Source organism: Maritimibacter sp. (assembly GCF_016774595.1).
Lineage (GTDB): Bacteria > Pseudomonadota > Alphaproteobacteria > Rhodobacterales > Rhodobacteraceae > Maritimibacter > Maritimibacter alkaliphilus.
Genome location: NZ_JACBWT010000002.1, coordinates 728,082 through 745,967 on the forward strand (window position 1 = coordinate 728,082; position 17,886 = coordinate 745,967).

Here is a 17,886-nt window from a genome sequence, read left to right on the forward strand (position 1 = left end):
ACGCTCGGCAACAATATTACTTTGCGGGTGCAGAAACAAGAGCGAAAAGGCCGCAGTTCCGGACCTGCTGTCGCAAGCCGAACGCGCTGGTCGCCGGAAAAGTTCGCAGGTTTGCTTAACGCAGCATGCCGATGGCGAAGGTCGGGGTGACCCGCTCGCCCTCGACATAGGTGGCAAGCGCCTGCGCATCCGGGTCGGTCACGGTCCTGGTTTCGGCCCGCGCGAGACCGCCGGTGATGAAGAGCGAATCGATGTCTTCGCCCAAAGCACCCTTGATGTCGGTCTGAATCCCGTCGCCCACGGCGAGCATCCCTTCTGGGCCCACGTTCCGTCCGAGCGCGGCGAGGCGACGGCGGGCGAGATCGTAGATCGGCGGATGCGGTTTGCCGAAGTAAAGGCTCTCGCCCCCCATCTCGGTATACATCCGCGCGACGGCCCCCGCGCACCATTCGCGCACCTCACCCCGGTCCACCACGATGTCGGGGTTGGCGCAGAGCAGCTTCAGCCCCTTCTGCTTGGCATAAAGCAGATCGGGCCGCCACGTCTCGGGATCGGCGGAGGGGTCGTCGGGGCCAAGGCAGACCAGCCCTTCGGCCTCGGCGATGCCGACACGCTCGACCGCGACCGGATTGTCGATGATCTCCATTTCCCGGAAAAACCCGTCGCCGGGTTGTTCGCCCATGACATGCACCTTTCGCCCCACGGCGCCCGTGAAAAGCGCGGCGCGCGCGGCGTCACCGGAGGAAGCGATGGTGTCCCAGCAATCATCCGGCAGGCCGAACCGGGCCATCTGCTCGGCCACCGCGTGCCGGTCGCGGGGCGAGTTGGTCAGCAGCACCACGATCTTGCCCGCCGCACGAAAGGCGCGCAGGGCCGGGATCGCCTCCGGGTAGACCTTCACCCCGTCGTGGACGCAGCCCCAGAGATCGCACAGCAGCACGTCGTAACGGTCGGAAATGTCGGTGAGCGACTGGATGATCTGGGTCACAGGGGTTGGCCTCGTCCGGGTTGCGTCACGGCGATGGGTAAGGGGCGCGCTTCGGCGGATCAAGCGCATTGCGCCCCGGCCCGTGGCGGATCGCCGCAATCGGGGGCAGGGGATACACATCGGCGCAGGCAAGTCATATCTAGGAAGGTGAATATGATTTGGAGGCCAAGATGGCAGACAGAACAAGACGCTTCGTGATGATCGGCGGGGCCGCCGCGGCGCTTGCCGCCGTGACCGGAGTTTCGCTCATCGCCGGCGGCAAGCCGGGCTTCGAGCAGCGGTTCATGACGGTGGACGAGATGAAAGCGACCGGCGGTCTGATCGTCGACATCCGCACCCCGCCGGAATGGGCCGAGACGGGCGTAATCGACGAGGCGGTGCTTCTCACCTTCACCGACCCCGATCGCTTTCTGGCGCAGGTCGGCCCCGCGCTGGCGGATGGGCGCGACCTGATCCTCGTGTGCCGGTCCGGCAACCGGACGCGCGCGGCGGCGCCGGCGCTCGAGGGGCGGATCCCGAACCGGATCGTGTCGGTCGACGGCGGGATGAAGCGGGTGATCGCGGGTGGTTACCGGACGGTCGCGCCGGGCTGACGCGCCAAAGAAAAAGGGCGCCACACCGGGCGCCCTTTTGGGTCTCCGACCGATCGCCTTACAGGGCGAGGTTCGGGATGATCTGCTTCTTACGGCTCACGATGCCCGGAAGCACGGCGGTATCGCCGGACACGGAGGTCGAGAAGCTCTTTTCGCACAGCGTCTTGACCAGATCGTTGGGGACCAGCAGCGTCGCTTCTTCCTTGAGGATGTCCACGACGAAGAGCAGCACCTGATCGACGCCGTCTTCTTCGGCGACCGTCACCATGGTCTCCATCAGGCTGTCTTTGCGGCCCATCGGAATGTCGGGCGCGGTGGTTTCCAGCACCGAGACGCGGAATTTCTTGCCGCCGACTTCGTATTCCTTCGAGTCCATGCGCAGGAGTTCCGCGTCGGAGTAGGCCGACACGTCCGACTTGGCCGCGAACATCTCGGCGGCATAGTCGGGGATCGACACACCCAGTTCGGCGGCGAGCGTCTTGGCGACCTCGATGTCACGGTCGGTGGTGGTCGGCGAGCGGAATTCCAGCGTGTCCGACAGGATGCAGGACAGGGCCAGTGCGCGGATTTCGTCCGGCATCTTGGCGGTGTCGTCGCCCATCAGGTCGTACATGATGGTGGCGGTGCAGGCGACGGGGCGGATTGTGATGTCGATCGGACCCTTGGTTTCCAGCCCGCCGACCAGCTTGTGGTGGTCGATGATCTGCACGACGTCGGCGTCGTTGATCGCGGCCGGAAGCTCGGCGGGGTTGTTGGTGTCGACGATCACGCAACGCTGGCCCAGCTCGACCTCGCTGATGATGTCGGGTGTCGACTGGCTCCAGCGCTCCAGCACGAAGGCGGCTTCGGTGTTGGGCTGACCCAGCAGCACGGCCTTGGCCTGCTCGCCCTTGATCTCGTTGAGGTACCAGGCCCAGATGAGCGGCGAACCGGTGGAGTCGGTGTCGGGCGATTTGTGACCGAAAACGAGGGTTGTCATACGGGTGCGTCCCTTTGAGCGTTGAAAATTTCGCGCGACCTATAGCGATGTGGCCCGCGGATGTCACGACCCCCTTTGCCGCATGGGCCGCGCAGGGTATCACGGGGCATGGGCAGGGTGACTGAGACGGACCTATACCCGCCGGTCAAGGCGTGGCTCGAGGCGCTGGGATTCGAGGTGAAGGCCGAGATCGGCCCGGTCGACGTGATGGCGGTGCGCGCAGGCGGCGACCCGGTGGTGGTCGAACTCAAGGCGGGCTTCTCGCTGACGCTCTTGCAACAGGCGGTGGCGCGGCAGTCGGTGACCGATATCGTCTACGTGGCCGTGCCGCGCTGGTCGGGCAAGTCCGGTTGGCGCGCGTTCAAGGGAAATGTCGGATTGTGCAAGCGTTTGGGCGTCGGCGTCCTCTCGGTGCGGCTCGAAGACGGGTTCGTGCAAGTCCACGCCGACCCGACTGAGTTCCGCCCGCGCAAGTCCAGAACCCGCCGCGCCCGGCTTCTGTCCGAATTCGCGCGGCGCGAGGGCGACCCTAACATGGGCGGCAGCCGGGGGCAGGTGATGACCGCCTATAAACAGGAATGCGCCCGGATCGCCGCGCATCTGGCCGCTTCCGGCCCTTGCAAGGGCGCCGAGATCGCCAAGGCCACGGGCGTCACGAAAGCGACCCGGATCATGTATGTGAACCACTTGGGTTGGTTCGCCCGCGTCGACACCGGCACCTACGACTTGACCGAAAAGGGGCGCGCCGAGCATTCCGTCTGACGCGCCCCTCTTCTCTGGTCCAAAATACCTCGGAGGGTCCGGGGAGGCAGGGCCTCCCCCGGCGGGTCGACCGCTTCGGCGGTCGAAACCTCAATTCGTGATGATCGTCTTCACGTTCACGAATTCCTTCATGCCGAAGCCGCCATGCTCACGGCCATAGCCTGAATCCTTCACGCCGCCGAAGGGCATGTTCGGGGTGGCCACGTTGAAGCCGTTGATGAAGACCATCCCGGTGTCGAAATGCGACCGGGCGAGGTTCACGGCATAATCCGCATCCTGCGAGAAGATGCCGCCGCCCAGGCCGAAGCGGCTATCGTTGGCGATGTGCATCGCCTCCACGTCGTCCTTGGCGCGGATGACGCTGGCGACGGGGCCGAAGAGTTCCTCGTCATAGGCGGGCTGGCCCGGCTTCACGTCGGTCAGAACCGTGGCGGGGTAGTAATACCCAGTGCGATCCGGGATCTCGCCGCCGCATGCGATGGTCGCCCCCTTGTCGACCGACTTGGTCACCTGCTCGTGCAGCGTGTCACGCAGGTCGCCGCGCGCCATCGGGCCGAGTTTGGTGGATTTTTCGCGCGGATCGCCCATTTCCAGCGCCGACATCGCCTCGACATAGGCCTTCACGAAGGCGTCGTAGTTCTTCTCGGTCACGATGAACCGCTTGGCGTTCACGCAGGTCTGGCCGTTGTTGTAGATGCGCCCGACGACGCAGGTCTTCACGGCAAGGTCCAGATCGGCATCGTCCAACACGAGGTAGGCGTCGTTGGAGCCAAGCTCGAGCACGGTTTTCTTGATCGCGCCGCCCGCGATGGCCGCGACCTTGGCGCCCGAGGCGGCCGAGCCGGTCAGCGTCACGCCGCGCACGCGGTGGTTCTTGATGATCTCGTCCGACGTGTCGTGGTCGATGACCAGCACGGTGAACAGGTTTTCCGGCAGGCCGGCCGCCTCGAAGACGTCGCGCAGGAACATGCCCGATCCGGTGCAGTTCGACGCGTGTTTCAGAAGCACGCCGTTCCCGGCCATGAGATTCGCGATGGCGTAGCGCACCGCCTGATAGGCAGGGAAGTTCCACGGCTGGATGCCGTAGATCACACCCTGCGGCTGGTAGGTGATGACACCGCGCTCGCCATTGGCGACCTCACGCACTTCGTCGGCCAGCTCCTCGGGCCCCTGTTCGGCGGTCCAGTCGCAGATCGCGGCGCACAGTTCAATCTCGGTGTGACCGTCTTCAAGCCGCTTGCCGGTTTCGTCGGTCATGAGCGACGCGAAGTCGTCCGCGCGGTCGCGCAGCGTGGCGCCGATTTTCGAGATGATCTCGGCGCGGCTCTCCTTGCTCGTCTCGCGCCAGTGGAGGAACGCCTCGTGGCAGCGTTCGACGGCGGCCAGCGCCTCCTCCCGCTCCATGATCGGATAATCTTTCAGGGGTTGCTCGGTGGCCGGGTCGACCGTGGTGATATAGCCGGATTTGGCAGCGTCTTTCATGGGCGTGGTCCTTTCGGGTTGCCTTGGACCTGCCAACGGAAAAAGGCCGCGCCCTGTTCCGGGTCGCGGCCTTCACGTGTTCCTGAGCGGGTCGGGTCAGGCGACCTGTTGCAGCGCCACCTTGGGCGTCACGCCCAGCGCGTGAACGATGTCGCGCGTGATGTCGGTCTTGTTCAGCGTGTAGAAGTGCAGGTCTTCGACGCCTTCTTCCATCAACTCGGTGCAAAGCTCGGTCGTCAGCGAAATCGACAGCAGCCGCTCGCGCCCGTCACGCTCGGCGCGCAGGAAGGCATCGTCGAGGTAACCCGGCACCGGCGTGCCGCAGCTTTTCGCGAAGTTCTTGACCCCGGTCCACGACTGGATCGGAAGGATGCCCGGAATGATCGGGGCGTCGATCCCGGCTGCCGCGCATTTGTCGCGGAAGCGAAGAAAGGTTTCGGCCTCGAAAAAGAACTGGGTGATCGCGCTGGTCGCGCCCGCGTCGATCTTGCGCTTGAGCCAGTCGACGTCCGCGGTGTCCGAAGCGGCCTCGGGGTGCGGGTCGGGGTAGGCGCCGACGCGGATCTTCATGTCGCCGCGCGCCGCGATGGCCTCGATCAGTTCGACCGAGTTTGCGAAGCCGTCCGGATGCGGGACAAAGCCGTTCGATCCTTTGGGCGGGTCGCCGCGCAGCGCGACGATCTCGGACACGCCGACACGGGCGTAGTTGTCGATGATCTCCATCGTCTCGTCGCGGGTCGCGTTCACGCAGGTCAGGTGCGCCGCGACGTTCAGGCCGTAATTCTTGTGGATCGTCGCGACGACATCGTGGGTCAGTTCGCGCGTCGTGCCCCCGGCGCCATAGGTCACTGACACGAAAGACGGGTCGAGCGGCGCGAGGTCACGCACGGTATCGGACAGGCGAAAGGTCGATTCGATGTTCTTCGGCGGGAAGAATTCGAACGAGATGCGGGGCGCTTTCATGGCGATAGATTCCTCTTGGTGTTGAGGTGAACCTAGGGCCTTGGCCTTCGTGAGACAAATTCATAATATTCAGGAAGAATATGAGGATCGCTCACAATGTATCTCGAATTTCGTCACCTGCGCACCATCCGGGCCATTCATGAGGCCGGGGGGCTGGCGCGTGCCGCCGACATGCTGAACATCACGCAGTCCGCCTTGTCCCATCAGGTCAAGGGGTTGGAGGAGCAGGTCGGGATGGAACTGTTCCAGCGCCGGTCGAAACCGATGAAGCTGTCGCCGGCGGGCATGAAGCTGCTCCGCCTCGCCGAACGAATCCTGCCGGAGATTTCGGCGGTCGAGGAAGAGTTTCGCGCGATGCAGTCGGGCCGGTCGGGGCGTATGCACATCGCCATCGAGTGCCACGCCTGTTTCGACTGGCTCTTCCCCGTGCTCGACGGGTTCCGCAGCGCCTGGCCCGAGGTGGACGTTGACATCCGGATGCGGCTGGCCTTCGACGCGATCGAGGCGCTGAGGCGGGAAGAGGTGGATTTCGTCATCTCGTCCGATCCGGTGAGCCTGCCGGGCGTCACCTTCACGCCGCTCTTCGACTATGAGCCGATGTTCGTCTGCGCCGCGAACCATCCGCTCGCAGACCGCACGTGGATCGAGGCCGAGGATTTCGCGGAAGAGGTCGTGCTGCATTACCCGGTGGAACGGGCGAAGCTCGACATCTTCACCCAGCTTCTGACCCCGGCGCGGGTCGAGCCGAGGGGCACGCGGGGCGTGGAACTGACCGAGGTGATCCTGATGCTCGTCGCCGCCGGGCGCGGGGTGACGGTGCTGCCCGACTGGGTGCTGGGCAAATATCGCTCGAACCCGGATTACGCGGTCCGCCCGATCACCGAAGCGGGGCTGAACAAGCGGATGTATGCGGCGACGCGGGACGAGGACGTGTCAAAACCATTTATCGCGCACATGATGCGACTGGCGCGGACCGAGCCGGTAAAACTTCAACGGGCATAGGGGCTTGGTCGCACCGGGGCGCTGCGGCTGGGCCTAAGCGGGCGCTTAGACCGGCCCGATTAAGCCCCCCGCCAATGGCTCGCAGCCCGTGATCGGCAAATCTGGAGGGGACCGGCGGGCGCTGTGCCTGTCGGGCAACCGAAAGGACCCTCACGATGAAAAAGATCACTCTCACCCTCGCCGCGCTCGCTATCGCCATGCCTGCCGTCACCTTCGCAGCCGACGATGACGACGCGTCGATGGCGACGATGCCGGATCTCGCGGCGGGCACGATGCTCGGCACCGACGAGGCCTCGATCCGAACCGCACTGACCGAACTGGGCTTCGACGTGCGCAAGATCGAAAAAGAGGACGGCCGCATCGAAGCCTACGTGGTCAAGGGCAAGATGACCGCCGAGGTCTATGTCGACCCGACCACCGGCGCGATCGTGCAAGGCGGCGACGATGACTGAGGTCGCCTCGACGACCTCCGGGGCGCGTGATCGGCGCGCCCCGGACGGGGTGACCAGCGTCAAGGTCTGGGACCCGGTCGTGCGCATCACGCATTGGGGCGTGGCGGCGGCGGTTCTGGGCTGTTCCTTTCTGTTCGAGCCCGAGGGCAAGAGCGCGGACCTGCACCAGCTTCTCGGCTACGTCGGTGTCGGGCTCGTCGTCCTGCGTCTCTTGTGGGGTCTCGTCGGGCCACGCCATGCGCGGTTGTCCAGCTTCCCCCCGAACCCGATGGCGGCCATCAGGCATCTGACGGACTTGCACCGGGGGCGGCGTCACGTGCATCTTTCCCATAACCCTGCCGGGGCGCTCATGGTCTATAACCTCTGGGCCTCGGTCATCGCGATGGGAGTGACGGGATACATGATGGGGACGGTCGCCTTTTTCGGTATCGACTGGGTCGAGGAAGCGCATGAGGTGATCTATGGCTGGATCATGGTTTCCGTGGTGCTTCACCTCGCGGGTATCCTGCTCGATACCGTGTTGACGCGCGTGCCGCTGGTGCCTGCGATGATAACGGGCCGCAAGCGCGTGCCGACGGATCGCATCGGATGACGGCGGTGGCCGTCAGCGATCGCGCCAGAACGGGGCGGCGGGCAGCGTTGCTGTCCGCCGTCATCGTCGTCCAGACACTTTGCGCGATCTTCTTTCTGGGCGACGTGATCGGCGACCTCGTCGGCGACGGACAATTCGAAGGGCCGCACAAATGGGTCGAGATCGTCGCGGGCCTCGCAATGGTCGGTGGGGTCGCCTTCCTGATCTTCGAATTGCGGCGGGTGATGAACCGCGTCGCCATTCTCGAGAATGCGACACGGGCCGCGCAGGGCGAAATGGCCGATGTGATCGAAGCCTTTTTCGACGAGTGGAACCTGACGGCGAGCGAGCGGGACGTGGCGCTGCTGATGCTCAAGGGCATCGAGAACGACGAGATCGCGCGCATTCGCGGCACGGCCTCAGGCACCGTGCGCGCTCAGGGCGCGGCGGTGTTTCGCAAGGCAGGGGTGGACGGGCGGCCGCAGCTCTTTTCGATCTTCATGGAAGAGTTGCTGGCGGGCGAGTGACCGTTACGTCGCCGGGTGCAGAAGCCGCCACCAGATGAGGGCGGCGAGGGCGGCGAGCAGGCCCACGGATATGGCGGCGCTGATCCATTGCGACCGAGCGGCCGCCTTTTTCTCATAAAACGTGCGCGGCGTGATGCCCCGGCTCGCCATGACCGCCTGAGCGGCAAGGTTCACGCAGACCACGTTGACGGCCAAGAGCGTTGCGGCGCCCACGGCAAGGGTGGGCTGGCCGAAGCCCACGAACAGCCCGATGGCCGCGGTGGGCGGCAAAAGGGCGACGGCGACCATGACCCCGACGAGGGCCGAGGACAGGCCGGACACCAGCGAAAGCGCGGCAGCGGCACCGGAGGCCAGCGCGATGGCCATACCGTCGAACCCGACCTCGGACCGGCTCATCAATTCCTTCGCGGCGAGGTCCGGGGGCCAGATCAGCCCGATGGCGAGGCTGAGCGCCAGCACGATCGCGACACCGACGAGATTGGTCATCAGCGCCTTGCCCATCAGCTTTCCGTCGCCAAGCGCGATGCCCACGGCAAGGGCGAGGTTGGGGCCGAGCAGGGGGGCGATCACCATTGCGCCCACGACCACGGCCACGTTGTCGGCCAGCATCCCGAAGGCGGCCACGATGGTCGAAAGCACGACGAAGGTGATGTAATTCCGGTCGGCACGCGCATTGCGCCAGACGCTGTCGTAGATCTCTTCGCGCGTGCGGCCCGTCGAGGCGAATTCGCGCCGTTCCTTGGGCTCTTCCTTTTCGTCCTCGTCCTCGACACGGGGGATCGTCGCTTCGATGGGCAGCAGGGTGATGCGCCAGTCGTCTTCGTTCTCCGGTCCGAACACCGCCTGCATCCGGTCGAGCAGGGTCTGGCGGTCGTCGTCATCGGCGAGGATCAGAAGGACGGGATCGCCGGGGGGATCGGTCGCCTCCAACACGCGCAGGTCGATGACGCCCACGTCGCGGATCGCCCGCACAAGGTAGGTCAGCGTGGATTTCGGTGCCGTGACGAGGATCTGGCGCGTGGTCATGGGGCGACAGTAGCCAAGCCCCGGCCACTGTCCACCTTGCGCGTGGCGTCAGGCCTGCGAGACCTCGCTGATCCCGAACCGCTTCCGGTCTTCTTCGGTCAGTTGTTCCACCAACGGGCCGATCTCGTCGTCGATGTAGTAGGTCCTGGGTTCGTCCGCGAAGGCGGCGTCTTCGAGCGGCGCATCGCACAGGATGTCGAAAACGTGGGTCTCGACCATGACGGTGCCCCCGATCTTGAACGTGACCTCGATCTGAAACGTCTTGTCTTTGCCCTTGAACCGGCACGGCTCCTTGAAGGTGAGCGTGTCGCGCCGTTTCATCGGGGGCGGCGGGGGTTTGCGCTCTATCTCGCCGATGGGAATACAGCCCTTGCCGCACTGTGGCACGGCGGCGTTGCGCGCGGTCAGCTTGCGATTGATCTGGGCCAGAAGCTCGGCGGCCATCGCCTCCCGCGTCTTGGACGTTTCGATGACGAGCCGTTTGGCTTCGATGGACGGTGGCACGATCGGAACGTACCGCTCATCCAGCACCAGATCGCCAACCACTTTCTGTCTGTAATGTATTTTCGGTGTGCGGCAGTCATCGGCCATTTTCAAATCCCCCATTCTCCAAAGAATGAGCGAAGGATAACACGGAAATGGCTTGTTCGCCTATTTTGGCCCCGGCGCGCCCCTTGGCATCGCGCCCGCCCGCGCGTATAGCGCCCTCTGAACCAAGGAGCCCCGGACATGCAAGGCAGCGCCAATCTCAACGTCATGATCAAGGCCGCGCGCAAGGCGGGTCGGTCGCTGGTCAAGGATTTCCGCGAAGTCGAGAACCTTCAGGTTTCGATGAAGGGCGCGGGCGACTTTGTGAGCCGTGCGGACATCGCCGCCGAAGAGATCATCAAGAACGAGTTGATGGATGCGCGCCCGAACTATGGCTGGCTCGGCGAAGAGGGCGGCGGCGAAGAGGGTAAAGACCCGACGCGGCGCTGGATCGTCGATCCGCTCGACGGGACCACGAACTTCCTCCATGGCCTGCCGCACTGGGCGGTGTCCATCGCGCTCGAGCACAAGGGCGAGATCGTCGCGGGCGTCGTGTTCGACGCCGCGAAGGACGAGATGTTCTTCGCCGAGAAGGGCAACGGCGCATGGCTCAACGACCAGCAGCGTCTGCGGGTGTCGAGCCGTCACAAGATGATCGAGTCGATCTTCGCGACCGGCGTGCCCTTCGGTGGGCGGGGCGATCTGCCCCAGACCTTGCAGGATCTCGCGCGCCTGATGCCGATCTGCGCCGGTGTGCGGCGCTGGGGGTCGGCGGCGCTCGACCTCGCGTATGTGGCGGCGGGGCGCTATGACGGGTTCTGGGAACGGCGCCTGAACGCATGGGACATGGCCGCGGGCCTTGTCATCCTGCGCGAAGCGGGCGGTCTGGTCGAACCCATCGACCCCGAAGGCGACATCCTGTCGGGCGGCGACGTGATCGGCGCGAACGAAGCGATCTTCGACAGTTTCGCCAAGATCATCCGGGACTGACCGGCCCCGAACGTCCGTTTTACCACGTCTTAGGCATCACTACGGCACAATTGCGCCGCGTTTTGACGGCATCCTGTCTCGAAGCAATTCGAAGGGGATGTGTTGCAATGCGTATCGCAAGAAGGCTGCTGCGGCCTTTTTTGAAGGAAGAGGACGGGGCTGTCACCGTCGATTGGGTCGCGCTGACCGCCGCGATCCTGATGCTTGGCCTGTTCGCGGGCTTTTCCGTCACCAGCTCGGTTCCGACGCTCGCCAACAAGCTGAGCGAATTCGTCTCTGGCCGGTCGGTCGGGCCGGAATAAGAACCGGGCCTGATCCTTGACTATCGCCGGCGGCGGACCGCTGGCACGCTCGATGACGAGAAGCGATATTGCGCGTCGGGATGCGGCGGGTGCCCATGCGTGCGGCGCCAGAACTCCGGCCCGCCTTCGCGCAGCCATTTGGGCAGCACCCAGACGAACCCCACGATGAACCCTCCGACATGGGCCAAATAGGCCACCCCGTCGCCCGGCATCGTCGCGCCGTTAAAAAGCTGGAGCGCGAACCACAGCCCGAGCATGATCCACGCGGGCATCGGGAAGATCCTGAAGAAGACGATGAAGATGAAGAGCACGTCGACCCGCGCCTTGGGAAACAGGAGCAGGTAGCCGCCCATCACCCCGGCGATGGCGCCCGATGCGCCGACCATCGGAATGCCCGAGGACGGATCGGGCAGGATCTGGACCATCGCCGCCCCCACACCGCTGGCGAGGTAGAAGACCAGAAAGCCGAAATGGCCCAGCTCATCCTCGAGGTTGTCGCCGAAAATCCACAGAAACAGCATGTTGCCCGCAATGTGCCAGAAGCCCGAATGCAGGAACTGCGAGGTGATGAGCGTTTCCAGCCCGTTGCCCGACGTGATCCGCTCCGGCACGACGCCCCAGGTCCAGAACGCCTCGCCCAGCGCCCGGTCGTCGAGGCCGAGTTGGCCCAGAAAGACGACCACGTTGATCGCCACGAGGATGTAGGTGACGAAAGGCGTGCGTTCGGACGGGTTGTGATCGCGGATCGGAAACATGGGTGCAGATGGCCCCATGCGCGCGGGGGCGTCAAGCGGCTCGCGCGTGCGTGACTTGACGGGAACGCCCGTGCGGCGGACGGTTGGACATGCGGTTTCTCGTTCCCTTCCTCGTGGCGACGCCGATCTGGGCCGATACCTGTCCCGAGGGCCCCGATACCGGCGACGCGCTGGCGGCCCTGATCGCGGAAGGGCAGGCCGCCCAGACTTATATGGTCGCCCGCGACGCGCTGCGCGATATGTGGTCGCTTTGGCAGGCGCCGCCGGACAAATGGTCGGGCGAGTTGCTGGACGTCGGCCTCGAACGGATGCGCGTGGCCGATTACGAAGGTGCGCAGAAGGCGTTCGACGCGCTGGTCGAATACTGCCCGACATGGGCCGAGGCGTGGAACCAGAGAGCGTTCGTCTATTTCCGGCAGGAAGATTACGCCGCCTCGCTTGAAAACATCGAGCGGGCGTTGGAGATCGCACCGCGCCATATTCCGGCGCTGTCCGGCAAGGGTGTGACGCTTCTCAAGCTGGGGCGCGAGGACGAAGGGTATGATGCGCTGAGGGCAGCCGTCGATCTTCACCCCTGGTTGCCGGAACGCGGCCTGATCCCCGAGCTTTACGGCGCACCGCGTTAGGGCGCGAGAATCATTGCCCCGACCCCCCATGTCGGGTTTTCGTAATCGCCACCACGAAGGGGAGGCGGCGATGGACAGCACGGCACCGGCATCGGATGGGATTGAGGGCGTCCGCCTGAACGACAGCCCCGGCTGGCATTACCTGCTGCATGAATTCGAGGCACTCTATCGGCACGGCTCGGCGGGCGGGTCCAAGGCGATCCGCAGCCACCGCCGCAAGGTGCGCGAAACGCTGTCGTCGGTGGTGGATGGCAACCCTCTGGTTCATCCCCGCCCGCCCGAGACCAAGCCGGTGACGGCGCATCTGCACCGGGCCTTCGACCTTGGCGCGCGCACGCCGATGTTCGGACTGAGCCGCGCGTTGGAGCGGATTTCGCCGCTGCTCACATGGGAATACGGCTATGCGAAGGTGCCGCCGCACCTCGCCCGGAAATACGCCTATTGCGAGGTGCTGGGGCCGCGCGGCCCCGTCGTGACCGAGCGGATCACGCTGGGTTTCGTCCTGTTCGCGCCGCGCACCACCTATCCCCAGCACAGCCACCACGACATCGAGGAAAGCTATATCTCCATCGCCGGTGCTTGGTCGGAAAACCAGCTTGCGGTCTATGCCCCCGGTTCGCTGATCCTGAACAGGCCGGGCGAGGAGCATCGGATCACCACGGGCGACGACGACCCCTGTCTTCTGGCCTATGCCTGGGTCGGGCCGACCGACCGGCTGACGGACCCCGGCATGAAGTTCTCGAAAGCCCGCAAACGCGCCGAACAGGGCATCTGACGGCCTTTCCTCGCCCGCGCGGCTGGGCTACGGTCCGCGTCGCTGGCCCGCGTGGTGGAATGGTAGACACTGGGGACTTAAAATCCCTTGGCCTGAGTGCCGTGCCGGTTCGAGTCCGGCCGCGGGTACCAGCGAAATCAAAGGTTTGCTTCCATTCCGCCCGTCGCGGCGCCGCCAAAGGGGCGGCATTTGACATCCGCGCGCTTGGTCACCACCTTCGGCGCATGTGCAATGATCGACTGCCCCCACGCGCCGCGGCCACCGTTCCGGTCGGCGCGCCCCGACTGTTCGCCGAGACGACCATGCGGGGGGTGCGATGATGGAAGCGCGCACGATCGCCCTCATCTTCATCTCGCCCTTCGTCGTGGCCTTCATCTATGCCGGTATCCACGAATTCCTGCGTTACAAGTCCGAGGGCCGCACGAATTACGGCCTCGTCTACGACGAAGAGACGGGCACGACCCATGTGACCGGGATCGCCGAGGACGAAGAGCCTTACGACCCCGAAGATTTCGACCCGAGCGACTACAACGACCCCGAGGTCGGCGCGGGACCGGAGGATCGCAAGACCTAGCCGATGTCCTCGTGACCGACGGTCGCGTGATGCCCCGCCCTTTTGCGCCGCATCTGCGCGAAGGTGGAGAGCGCCACGATCAAAAGCGCGGCCAACCCTGCGGTCAGCGCGATGGGACGGGTCAGGAACACGCCGAAATCACCGTCGCTCAGCAGCAGCGTCCGCCGCAGGTTCTCTTCGATGGGGGCGCCGAGGATCAGGCCAAGGATCAGCGGGACCACATCGAACCTCAACAGGATCAACGCGAAACCGGCGAGGCCGAAGACCAGCGTCATCCAGAGGTCGAAGGTGGAGTTGCCCACGCTCATCACGCCGATGCAGGTGAAAAGCACGATGCCCGGGAACATGAGCGGATAGGGGATTTGCAGGAGCCGCACCCAGATCCCGATCAACGGGATGTTCAGGGCGACGAGGATGACCATGCCGATCCAGAAGCTGACGATGAGCCCCCAGAACAGTTCCGGGTGGCTGGTCATCACCATCGGGCCGGGCTGAATGCCCTGAAGCATGAGGGCCGCGAGCACCAGCGCCATGACCGCATCGCCGGGGATGCCCAGCGTGAGCGACGGGATGAACGCGGTGCCGATCCCCGCGTTGTTGCAGGCCTCGGGGGCGGCCAGCCCCTCGACCGCGCCGGTGCCGAATTTCTCGGGCGTCTTCGAGACGCGCTTTTCGACCGCATAGGCGATGAAGGTGGCCATGCCGCCGCTGGTGCCGGGAAGCGCGCCGAACGCCGCCCCCAGCCCCGAGCCGCGCAGCATCGCGGGCCATGAGGCGCGCCATTCGGCACGGGACGGCAATTGATCGCGCAGGCGAAGGCGTTGCTTGACCGGCGAGACGGCGGACTTGCCGATGCTCGACATGACTTCGGTGAGCGCGAACAGGCCCATCGCCACGGGGATCAGCCCGACGCCGTTCGACAGTTCGGTCATCCCGAAGGTGAAGCGTTGCAGCCCGGTGTTCACGTCGGTCCCGACCGTGGCCAGCAACAGGCCCAGCACCACCATCGCGAACCCCTTGAGCGGCGAGCCGCGCCCGACGCTGGCGGCGGCCACGAGGCCCAGAACCATGAGCATGAAATACTCCGCCGGGCCGAATTTCAGCGCGAAGGCCGACAGGGCCGGGGCGAAGAGCATCAACAGGATGATGCCGACGGACGATCCCCAGGCGGAGGCGATGCACTTGATGAACAGCGCGACACCGCCGCGCCCCTGTTTGGCCATCGGGTATCCGTCGAGCACATCGACGGCGGCCGCAGGATGCCCCGGCACGCCGATCAGGATCGAACATGTCCCGCCCCCGAAGTCCGCGCCGAAATACACGCCCGCCAGCATGATGAGGGCACCGTCCACCGGCAGGTAGTAGGTGAACGGCAGAAGGAGCGAGATCGTGATGAGCGCGCCCAGTCCGGGCAGCACGCCCACGAGCGTTCCAAGCAGCACGCCGATGAAGCAATACCACAGGTTCGTCAGCGTGAATGCCTCGCTGAACCCGAGCAGGAGATGATCGAAGAACATGGTGATCTTTCCGGTGCGTCAGAACGCGAAGGCGCGCAGCGGCATCCCGAGGGCGACGATGAAGACGAGCCAACTGATGGCGGCAAGGCCACCCGCGAGAAGGACGAGTGTCAGAGGTTTGGTGCGCGGATCGGCGAACCCCGCCGTCAGCACCAGCAGAAAGGCGGCAGGCACCATGCCGAGCGGGCGGATCGTCAGCGCGAAAAGCGCGACCGACAGGGTGACGAGAGCCACGGCGCGGACGTTGACGCGCGGCACCGCCGCTTGGTCGAGCGATTTGCCGAGGGCCGCCGCGGCCACACCCAGCCCGCACAGCGCAAGGCAGACACCGAGCACGACGGGAAAGAAGCCCGGCCCCATGTTCGCGGGCGTTCCGATGTGTTGCGAGGTGAGCGCCTTGAGCGCCGCCCCGCCGCCCAAGAGGGCGAGCAGGGTGCCGCCCGCCAGTTCACGGGCCCGTTCGACGGTCACGGTCATGCCGATGTCTCCTCCCCTTCCTTGGCGCGGGTGGCGAGCCAGCGTGTGACCCGTGCCATCGCCTGACCTGCCGCATCGAACCGATACTTGGTGAAGCCGTGCGGCATCTCGGCGAACACGTCCAGCGTGACCGGGCATCCGGCACCTACGGCGCGTTCGGATGCGCTCAGGGCTTCGCTGAACAGCCCCTCGCTCGCACCCACGATAACATGGATCGGTGGCAGGTCGTCGAACCTTCCGAACACCGGCGAGGCCCGCCAGTCGGCCCGGTCCGCGTCGCCCATGTAAAGCGCGATCATGTCGTTGCCCATCTCGCGTGTCGCGATGTCCTTGCCTGCGTTGAAGTCCCAACTGTCGCCGGACAGGGTGAGGTCGACGAAGGGGCTGATGCAGCTGATCGCGAAGGGCATGGACCTGCCCTGGTCCCTGAGCGTCATCGCGGTGGACAGGACGAGCCCGCCGCCCGCGGATTCCCCGACCAGCGCAAAACGCCTGCCTTCTGCCCCCAATGCGGATGCCACCGCGACCGCGTCTTCGACGGCGGCCGGGAAGGGGTTTTCGGGCGCCTGTCGGTACGCGGTCGCAAAGACGCGGCACCCGGACCCCAGCGCGATCTCGGCCGCATTCGCGCGGCCAAGGTCGAGGCTGCCGCGAATGTAGCCGCCCCCGTGAAAGAATACGAGCACGTCGTCCGAGGCGTCGGGGCCGGAAATCCATTCGCCTTGCACGCCACCCAGCGCGCCGGGTTCGACGGAGACGCCCGCCGGAACGGGCCGGAAGAACGGGTTCTGCACCATCTTGGCGGTGGCCGCGCGCAGGGCCGCGATGTCGCCGCTCGCCCGGTAGCTCTGCGCGAACTTCACATCTTCGAGCATCTTGCGCACGACCTCGATATCCCCGTCGGTGACGGGGATATCGGTCCTGATGATCTTGGCGCTCATTGCGCGAGGCTCACGCCGAGGCTTTCGATCAGGTCGGCTGCGGCCGGGGATTCGTCCGCGATGAAGGCCGTGAATTCCTCGGGTGTGCTCAGGACGGCCTCGTAGCCGTTCGGCACGACGATTTCGGCTTCGAAGGCGGGGTCCGAGATGACCTCGGCAAAGGCCTCGTAGATCGCCATCTTGATTTCGGTCGGCGTGCCGCCCGGCACCGCGATCCCGGCGATCGAGTAGATTTCCAGCTCTGGAAAGCCGACCTCGGCAAAGGTCGGGACGTCCGGCAGCGCCGCCTGACGTTCGGCCCCGTTCATCGCGAGCATCCGCAGCTTGCCGCCTTCGCCGAACCGGGTGGCGAGCACGGTGCTGGCCACGGTCGCGTCGATCTGACCGCCGAGCATGTCCTGAAGCATCTGGCCGCCGTTGGAGTAGGGCACGTGTTTCATCTCTATCCCGGCGGCGGTGTTAAACTTCTCCATCCCGAGGTGCATGATGTGTCCCACCCCGAACGATCCGAAGGTGCCGGTGCTTTCCTTCATCTGCGCGATGAACTCGTCCGCCGTCTGGGCCTCGATGGACCCGCGCACCAGAAGGCCGAACTGGACGTTGAACAACTGGCTGACGGGTTCGAGGTCGGTGGCCGGATCGTAGGGGAGCGACGCGTAGAGCGCCGGGTTGTTCAGGAATGTCGATTCGGTGCCGGCGAAAATCGTGTAGCCGTCCGGGGCGGCCTGCGCGACGGTGTTGGCCGAGATGACCTCGTTCGCGCCGGGGCGGGTGTCGACGACGACGGGCTGGCCCCATTTTTCCTGAAGTTTCTCGGCTGCGGCGCGCATGACGGCGTCGAAGGCGAAGCCCGGATAGGCGTGAATGATGGTCACGGGCTTGGACGGATAGTCCTGCGCGAATGCGGCAGGGGCGATCAGCGTCGCGGCGACGGCGGCGCGGACGATCTGTGTGAACGTGCGTTTCATGGTGGTTCCTCCTGAGGGGCGAGCCGTCCTCCCGGTCTCGCTTCGGCCTCGGACATTAGCGGGACTCGGATGGGTGTTCTTGACATTT

Annotated in this window: 22 protein-coding genes and 1 tRNA gene; 12 read left to right on the forward strand and 11 right to left on the reverse strand. The window is 65.3% G+C overall.

Annotated elements, in window-relative coordinates:
- Nucleotides 1–115: 115 nt before the first annotated feature.
- Nucleotides 116–988 carry a TIGR01459 family HAD-type hydrolase gene (locus HOY44_RS14855; protein ID WP_287435679.1) on the reverse strand — a complete coding sequence of 291 codons (873 nt, stop codon included), beginning with the start codon at nucleotides 986–988 and terminating at the stop codon, nucleotides 116–118.
- A gap of 170 nt (nucleotides 989–1,158) precedes the next feature.
- On the opposite strand from HOY44_RS14855, the gene HOY44_RS14860 reads away from it, so the two are divergent.
- Nucleotides 1,159–1,581, forward strand: a complete 423-nt coding sequence (locus HOY44_RS14860; protein ID WP_287435681.1) for a rhodanese-like domain-containing protein — start codon at nucleotides 1,159–1,161, stop codon at nucleotides 1,579–1,581.
- 58 nt (nucleotides 1,582–1,639) lie between these two features.
- Here HOY44_RS14860 and HOY44_RS14865 read toward each other — a convergent pair whose 3' ends face one another.
- Entirely contained in the window at nucleotides 1,640–2,560 is a 921-nt protein-coding gene (locus tag HOY44_RS14865; RefSeq protein ID WP_287435683.1) for a manganese-dependent inorganic pyrophosphatase, read from the reverse strand.
- 108 nt (nucleotides 2,561–2,668) lie between these two features.
- Between HOY44_RS14865 and HOY44_RS14870 the strand changes: the two genes are divergently transcribed.
- Nucleotides 2,669–3,322 (forward strand): DUF2161 domain-containing phosphodiesterase, encoded by a 654-nt coding sequence (locus HOY44_RS14870; RefSeq protein ID WP_287435685.1) that lies wholly within the window; start codon nucleotides 2,669–2,671, stop codon nucleotides 3,320–3,322.
- A 90-nt stretch (nucleotides 3,323–3,412) separates the two neighbouring features.
- On the opposite strand, the gene HOY44_RS14875 is transcribed toward HOY44_RS14870, so the two are convergent.
- Both HOY44_RS14875 and metF read right to left on the reverse strand, forming a co-directional pair.
- Nucleotides 3,413–4,804, reverse strand: a complete 1,392-nt coding sequence (locus tag HOY44_RS14875; protein WP_287435687.1) for an NAD-dependent succinate-semialdehyde dehydrogenase — start codon at nucleotides 4,802–4,804, stop codon at nucleotides 3,413–3,415.
- Nucleotides 4,805–4,900: 96 nt separating this feature from the next.
- Nucleotides 4,901–5,767: a methylenetetrahydrofolate reductase [NAD(P)H] gene (gene metF / locus HOY44_RS14880; RefSeq protein WP_008330386.1), complete on the reverse strand. Its 867-nt coding sequence runs from the start codon at nucleotides 5,765–5,767 to the stop codon at nucleotides 4,901–4,903.
- Between the two features lie 96 nt (nucleotides 5,768–5,863).
- Here metF and HOY44_RS14885 point away from each other — a divergent pair, with 96 nt between their 5' ends.
- The 4 genes from HOY44_RS14885 to HOY44_RS14900 all read left to right on the forward strand — a co-directional run bounded on the left by HOY44_RS14885 (nucleotide 5,864) and on the right by HOY44_RS14900 (nucleotide 8,319).
- Nucleotides 5,864–6,769, forward strand: coding sequence for a LysR family transcriptional regulator (locus tag HOY44_RS14885; protein ID WP_008330385.1), 906 nt, complete (start codon nucleotides 5,864–5,866; stop codon nucleotides 6,767–6,769).
- 155 nt (nucleotides 6,770–6,924) lie between these two features.
- A complete protein-coding gene (locus HOY44_RS14890; protein WP_287435690.1) occupies nucleotides 6,925–7,221 on the forward strand; it encodes a PepSY domain-containing protein in 297 nt (98 codons plus the stop codon).
- Nucleotides 7,214–7,813, forward strand: a complete 600-nt coding sequence (locus HOY44_RS14895; protein WP_287435692.1) for a cytochrome b/b6 domain-containing protein — start codon at nucleotides 7,214–7,216, stop codon at nucleotides 7,811–7,813. The genes HOY44_RS14890 and HOY44_RS14895 overlap by 8 nt, the downstream gene beginning before the upstream one ends.
- A complete protein-coding gene (locus HOY44_RS14900; protein ID WP_008330382.1) occupies nucleotides 7,810–8,319 on the forward strand; it encodes a helix-turn-helix transcriptional regulator in 510 nt (169 codons plus the stop codon). The genes HOY44_RS14895 and HOY44_RS14900 overlap by 4 nt, the downstream gene beginning before the upstream one ends.
- 3 nt (nucleotides 8,320–8,322) lie before the next feature.
- On the opposite strand, the gene HOY44_RS14905 is transcribed toward HOY44_RS14900, so the two are convergent.
- Nucleotides 8,323–9,345, reverse strand: coding sequence for a TIGR00341 family protein (locus HOY44_RS14905; protein WP_287435696.1), 1,023 nt, complete (start codon nucleotides 9,343–9,345; stop codon nucleotides 8,323–8,325).
- Nucleotides 9,346–9,393: 48 nt separating this feature from the next.
- Nucleotides 9,394–9,936: a hypothetical protein gene (locus HOY44_RS14910; RefSeq protein WP_287435698.1), complete on the reverse strand. Its 543-nt coding sequence runs from the start codon at nucleotides 9,934–9,936 to the stop codon at nucleotides 9,394–9,396.
- A 138-nt stretch (nucleotides 9,937–10,074) separates the two neighbouring features.
- On the opposite strand from HOY44_RS14910, the gene HOY44_RS14915 reads away from it, so the two are divergent.
- Both HOY44_RS14915 and HOY44_RS14920 read left to right on the forward strand, forming a co-directional pair.
- Complete coding sequence (locus tag HOY44_RS14915) at nucleotides 10,075–10,863, forward strand: inositol monophosphatase family protein (RefSeq protein WP_287435700.1); 789 nt, start codon at nucleotides 10,075–10,077, stop codon at nucleotides 10,861–10,863.
- 107 nt (nucleotides 10,864–10,970) lie between these two features.
- Complete coding sequence (locus tag HOY44_RS14920; protein WP_008330378.1) at nucleotides 10,971–11,165, forward strand: hypothetical protein; 195 nt, start codon at nucleotides 10,971–10,973, stop codon at nucleotides 11,163–11,165.
- Nucleotides 11,166–11,185: 20 nt separating this feature from the next.
- On the opposite strand, the gene HOY44_RS14925 is transcribed toward HOY44_RS14920, so the two are convergent.
- A complete protein-coding gene (locus tag HOY44_RS14925; protein ID WP_287435702.1) occupies nucleotides 11,186–11,920 on the reverse strand; it encodes a rhomboid family intramembrane serine protease in 735 nt (244 codons plus the stop codon).
- A gap of 89 nt (nucleotides 11,921–12,009) precedes the next feature.
- On the opposite strand from HOY44_RS14925, the gene HOY44_RS14930 reads away from it, so the two are divergent.
- The 4 genes from HOY44_RS14930 (at nucleotide 12,010) to HOY44_RS14945 (ending at nucleotide 13,895) form a co-directional block, all read left to right on the forward strand.
- Nucleotides 12,010–12,546, forward strand: coding sequence for a tetratricopeptide repeat protein (locus HOY44_RS14930; protein ID WP_008330376.1), 537 nt, complete (start codon nucleotides 12,010–12,012; stop codon nucleotides 12,544–12,546).
- A gap of 70 nt (nucleotides 12,547–12,616) precedes the next feature.
- Nucleotides 12,617–13,321: a dimethylsulfonioproprionate lyase family protein gene (locus HOY44_RS14935; protein WP_008330373.1), complete on the forward strand. Its 705-nt coding sequence runs from the start codon at nucleotides 12,617–12,619 to the stop codon at nucleotides 13,319–13,321.
- 45 nt (nucleotides 13,322–13,366) lie between these two features.
- Nucleotides 13,367–13,452: transfer RNA gene (locus HOY44_RS14940), tRNA-Leu, on the forward strand.
- Nucleotides 13,453–13,640: 188 nt separating this feature from the next.
- A complete protein-coding gene (locus HOY44_RS14945; protein ID WP_008330371.1) occupies nucleotides 13,641–13,895 on the forward strand; it encodes a hypothetical protein in 255 nt (84 codons plus the stop codon).
- On the opposite strand, the gene HOY44_RS14950 is transcribed toward HOY44_RS14945, so the two are convergent.
- The 4 genes from HOY44_RS14950 to HOY44_RS14965 are packed head-to-tail and all read right to left on the reverse strand — an operon-like array spanning nucleotide 13,892 to nucleotide 17,798.
- On the reverse strand, nucleotides 13,892–15,412 hold the full coding sequence (locus HOY44_RS14950; RefSeq protein ID WP_287435706.1) for a tripartite tricarboxylate transporter permease: 1,521 nt from the start codon (nucleotides 15,410–15,412) through the stop codon (nucleotides 13,892–13,894). The two genes, HOY44_RS14945 and HOY44_RS14950, sit on opposite strands and share 4 nt — an antisense overlap.
- Nucleotides 15,413–15,430: 18 nt before the next feature.
- The gene (locus tag HOY44_RS14955; RefSeq protein WP_287435708.1) at nucleotides 15,431–15,889 is read right to left on the reverse strand and encodes a tripartite tricarboxylate transporter TctB family protein; all 459 of its coding nucleotides are present in this window, start codon (nucleotides 15,887–15,889) and stop codon (nucleotides 15,431–15,433) included.
- Nucleotides 15,886–16,830, reverse strand: coding sequence for an alpha/beta hydrolase (locus tag HOY44_RS14960; protein WP_287435710.1), 945 nt, complete (start codon nucleotides 16,828–16,830; stop codon nucleotides 15,886–15,888). The genes HOY44_RS14955 and HOY44_RS14960 overlap by 4 nt, the downstream gene beginning before the upstream one ends.
- On the reverse strand, nucleotides 16,827–17,798 hold the full coding sequence (locus HOY44_RS14965) for a Bug family tripartite tricarboxylate transporter substrate binding protein (protein ID WP_287435712.1): 972 nt from the start codon (nucleotides 17,796–17,798) through the stop codon (nucleotides 16,827–16,829). The genes HOY44_RS14960 and HOY44_RS14965 overlap by 4 nt, the downstream gene beginning before the upstream one ends.
- Between the last annotated feature and the right edge of the window lie 88 nt (nucleotides 17,799–17,886).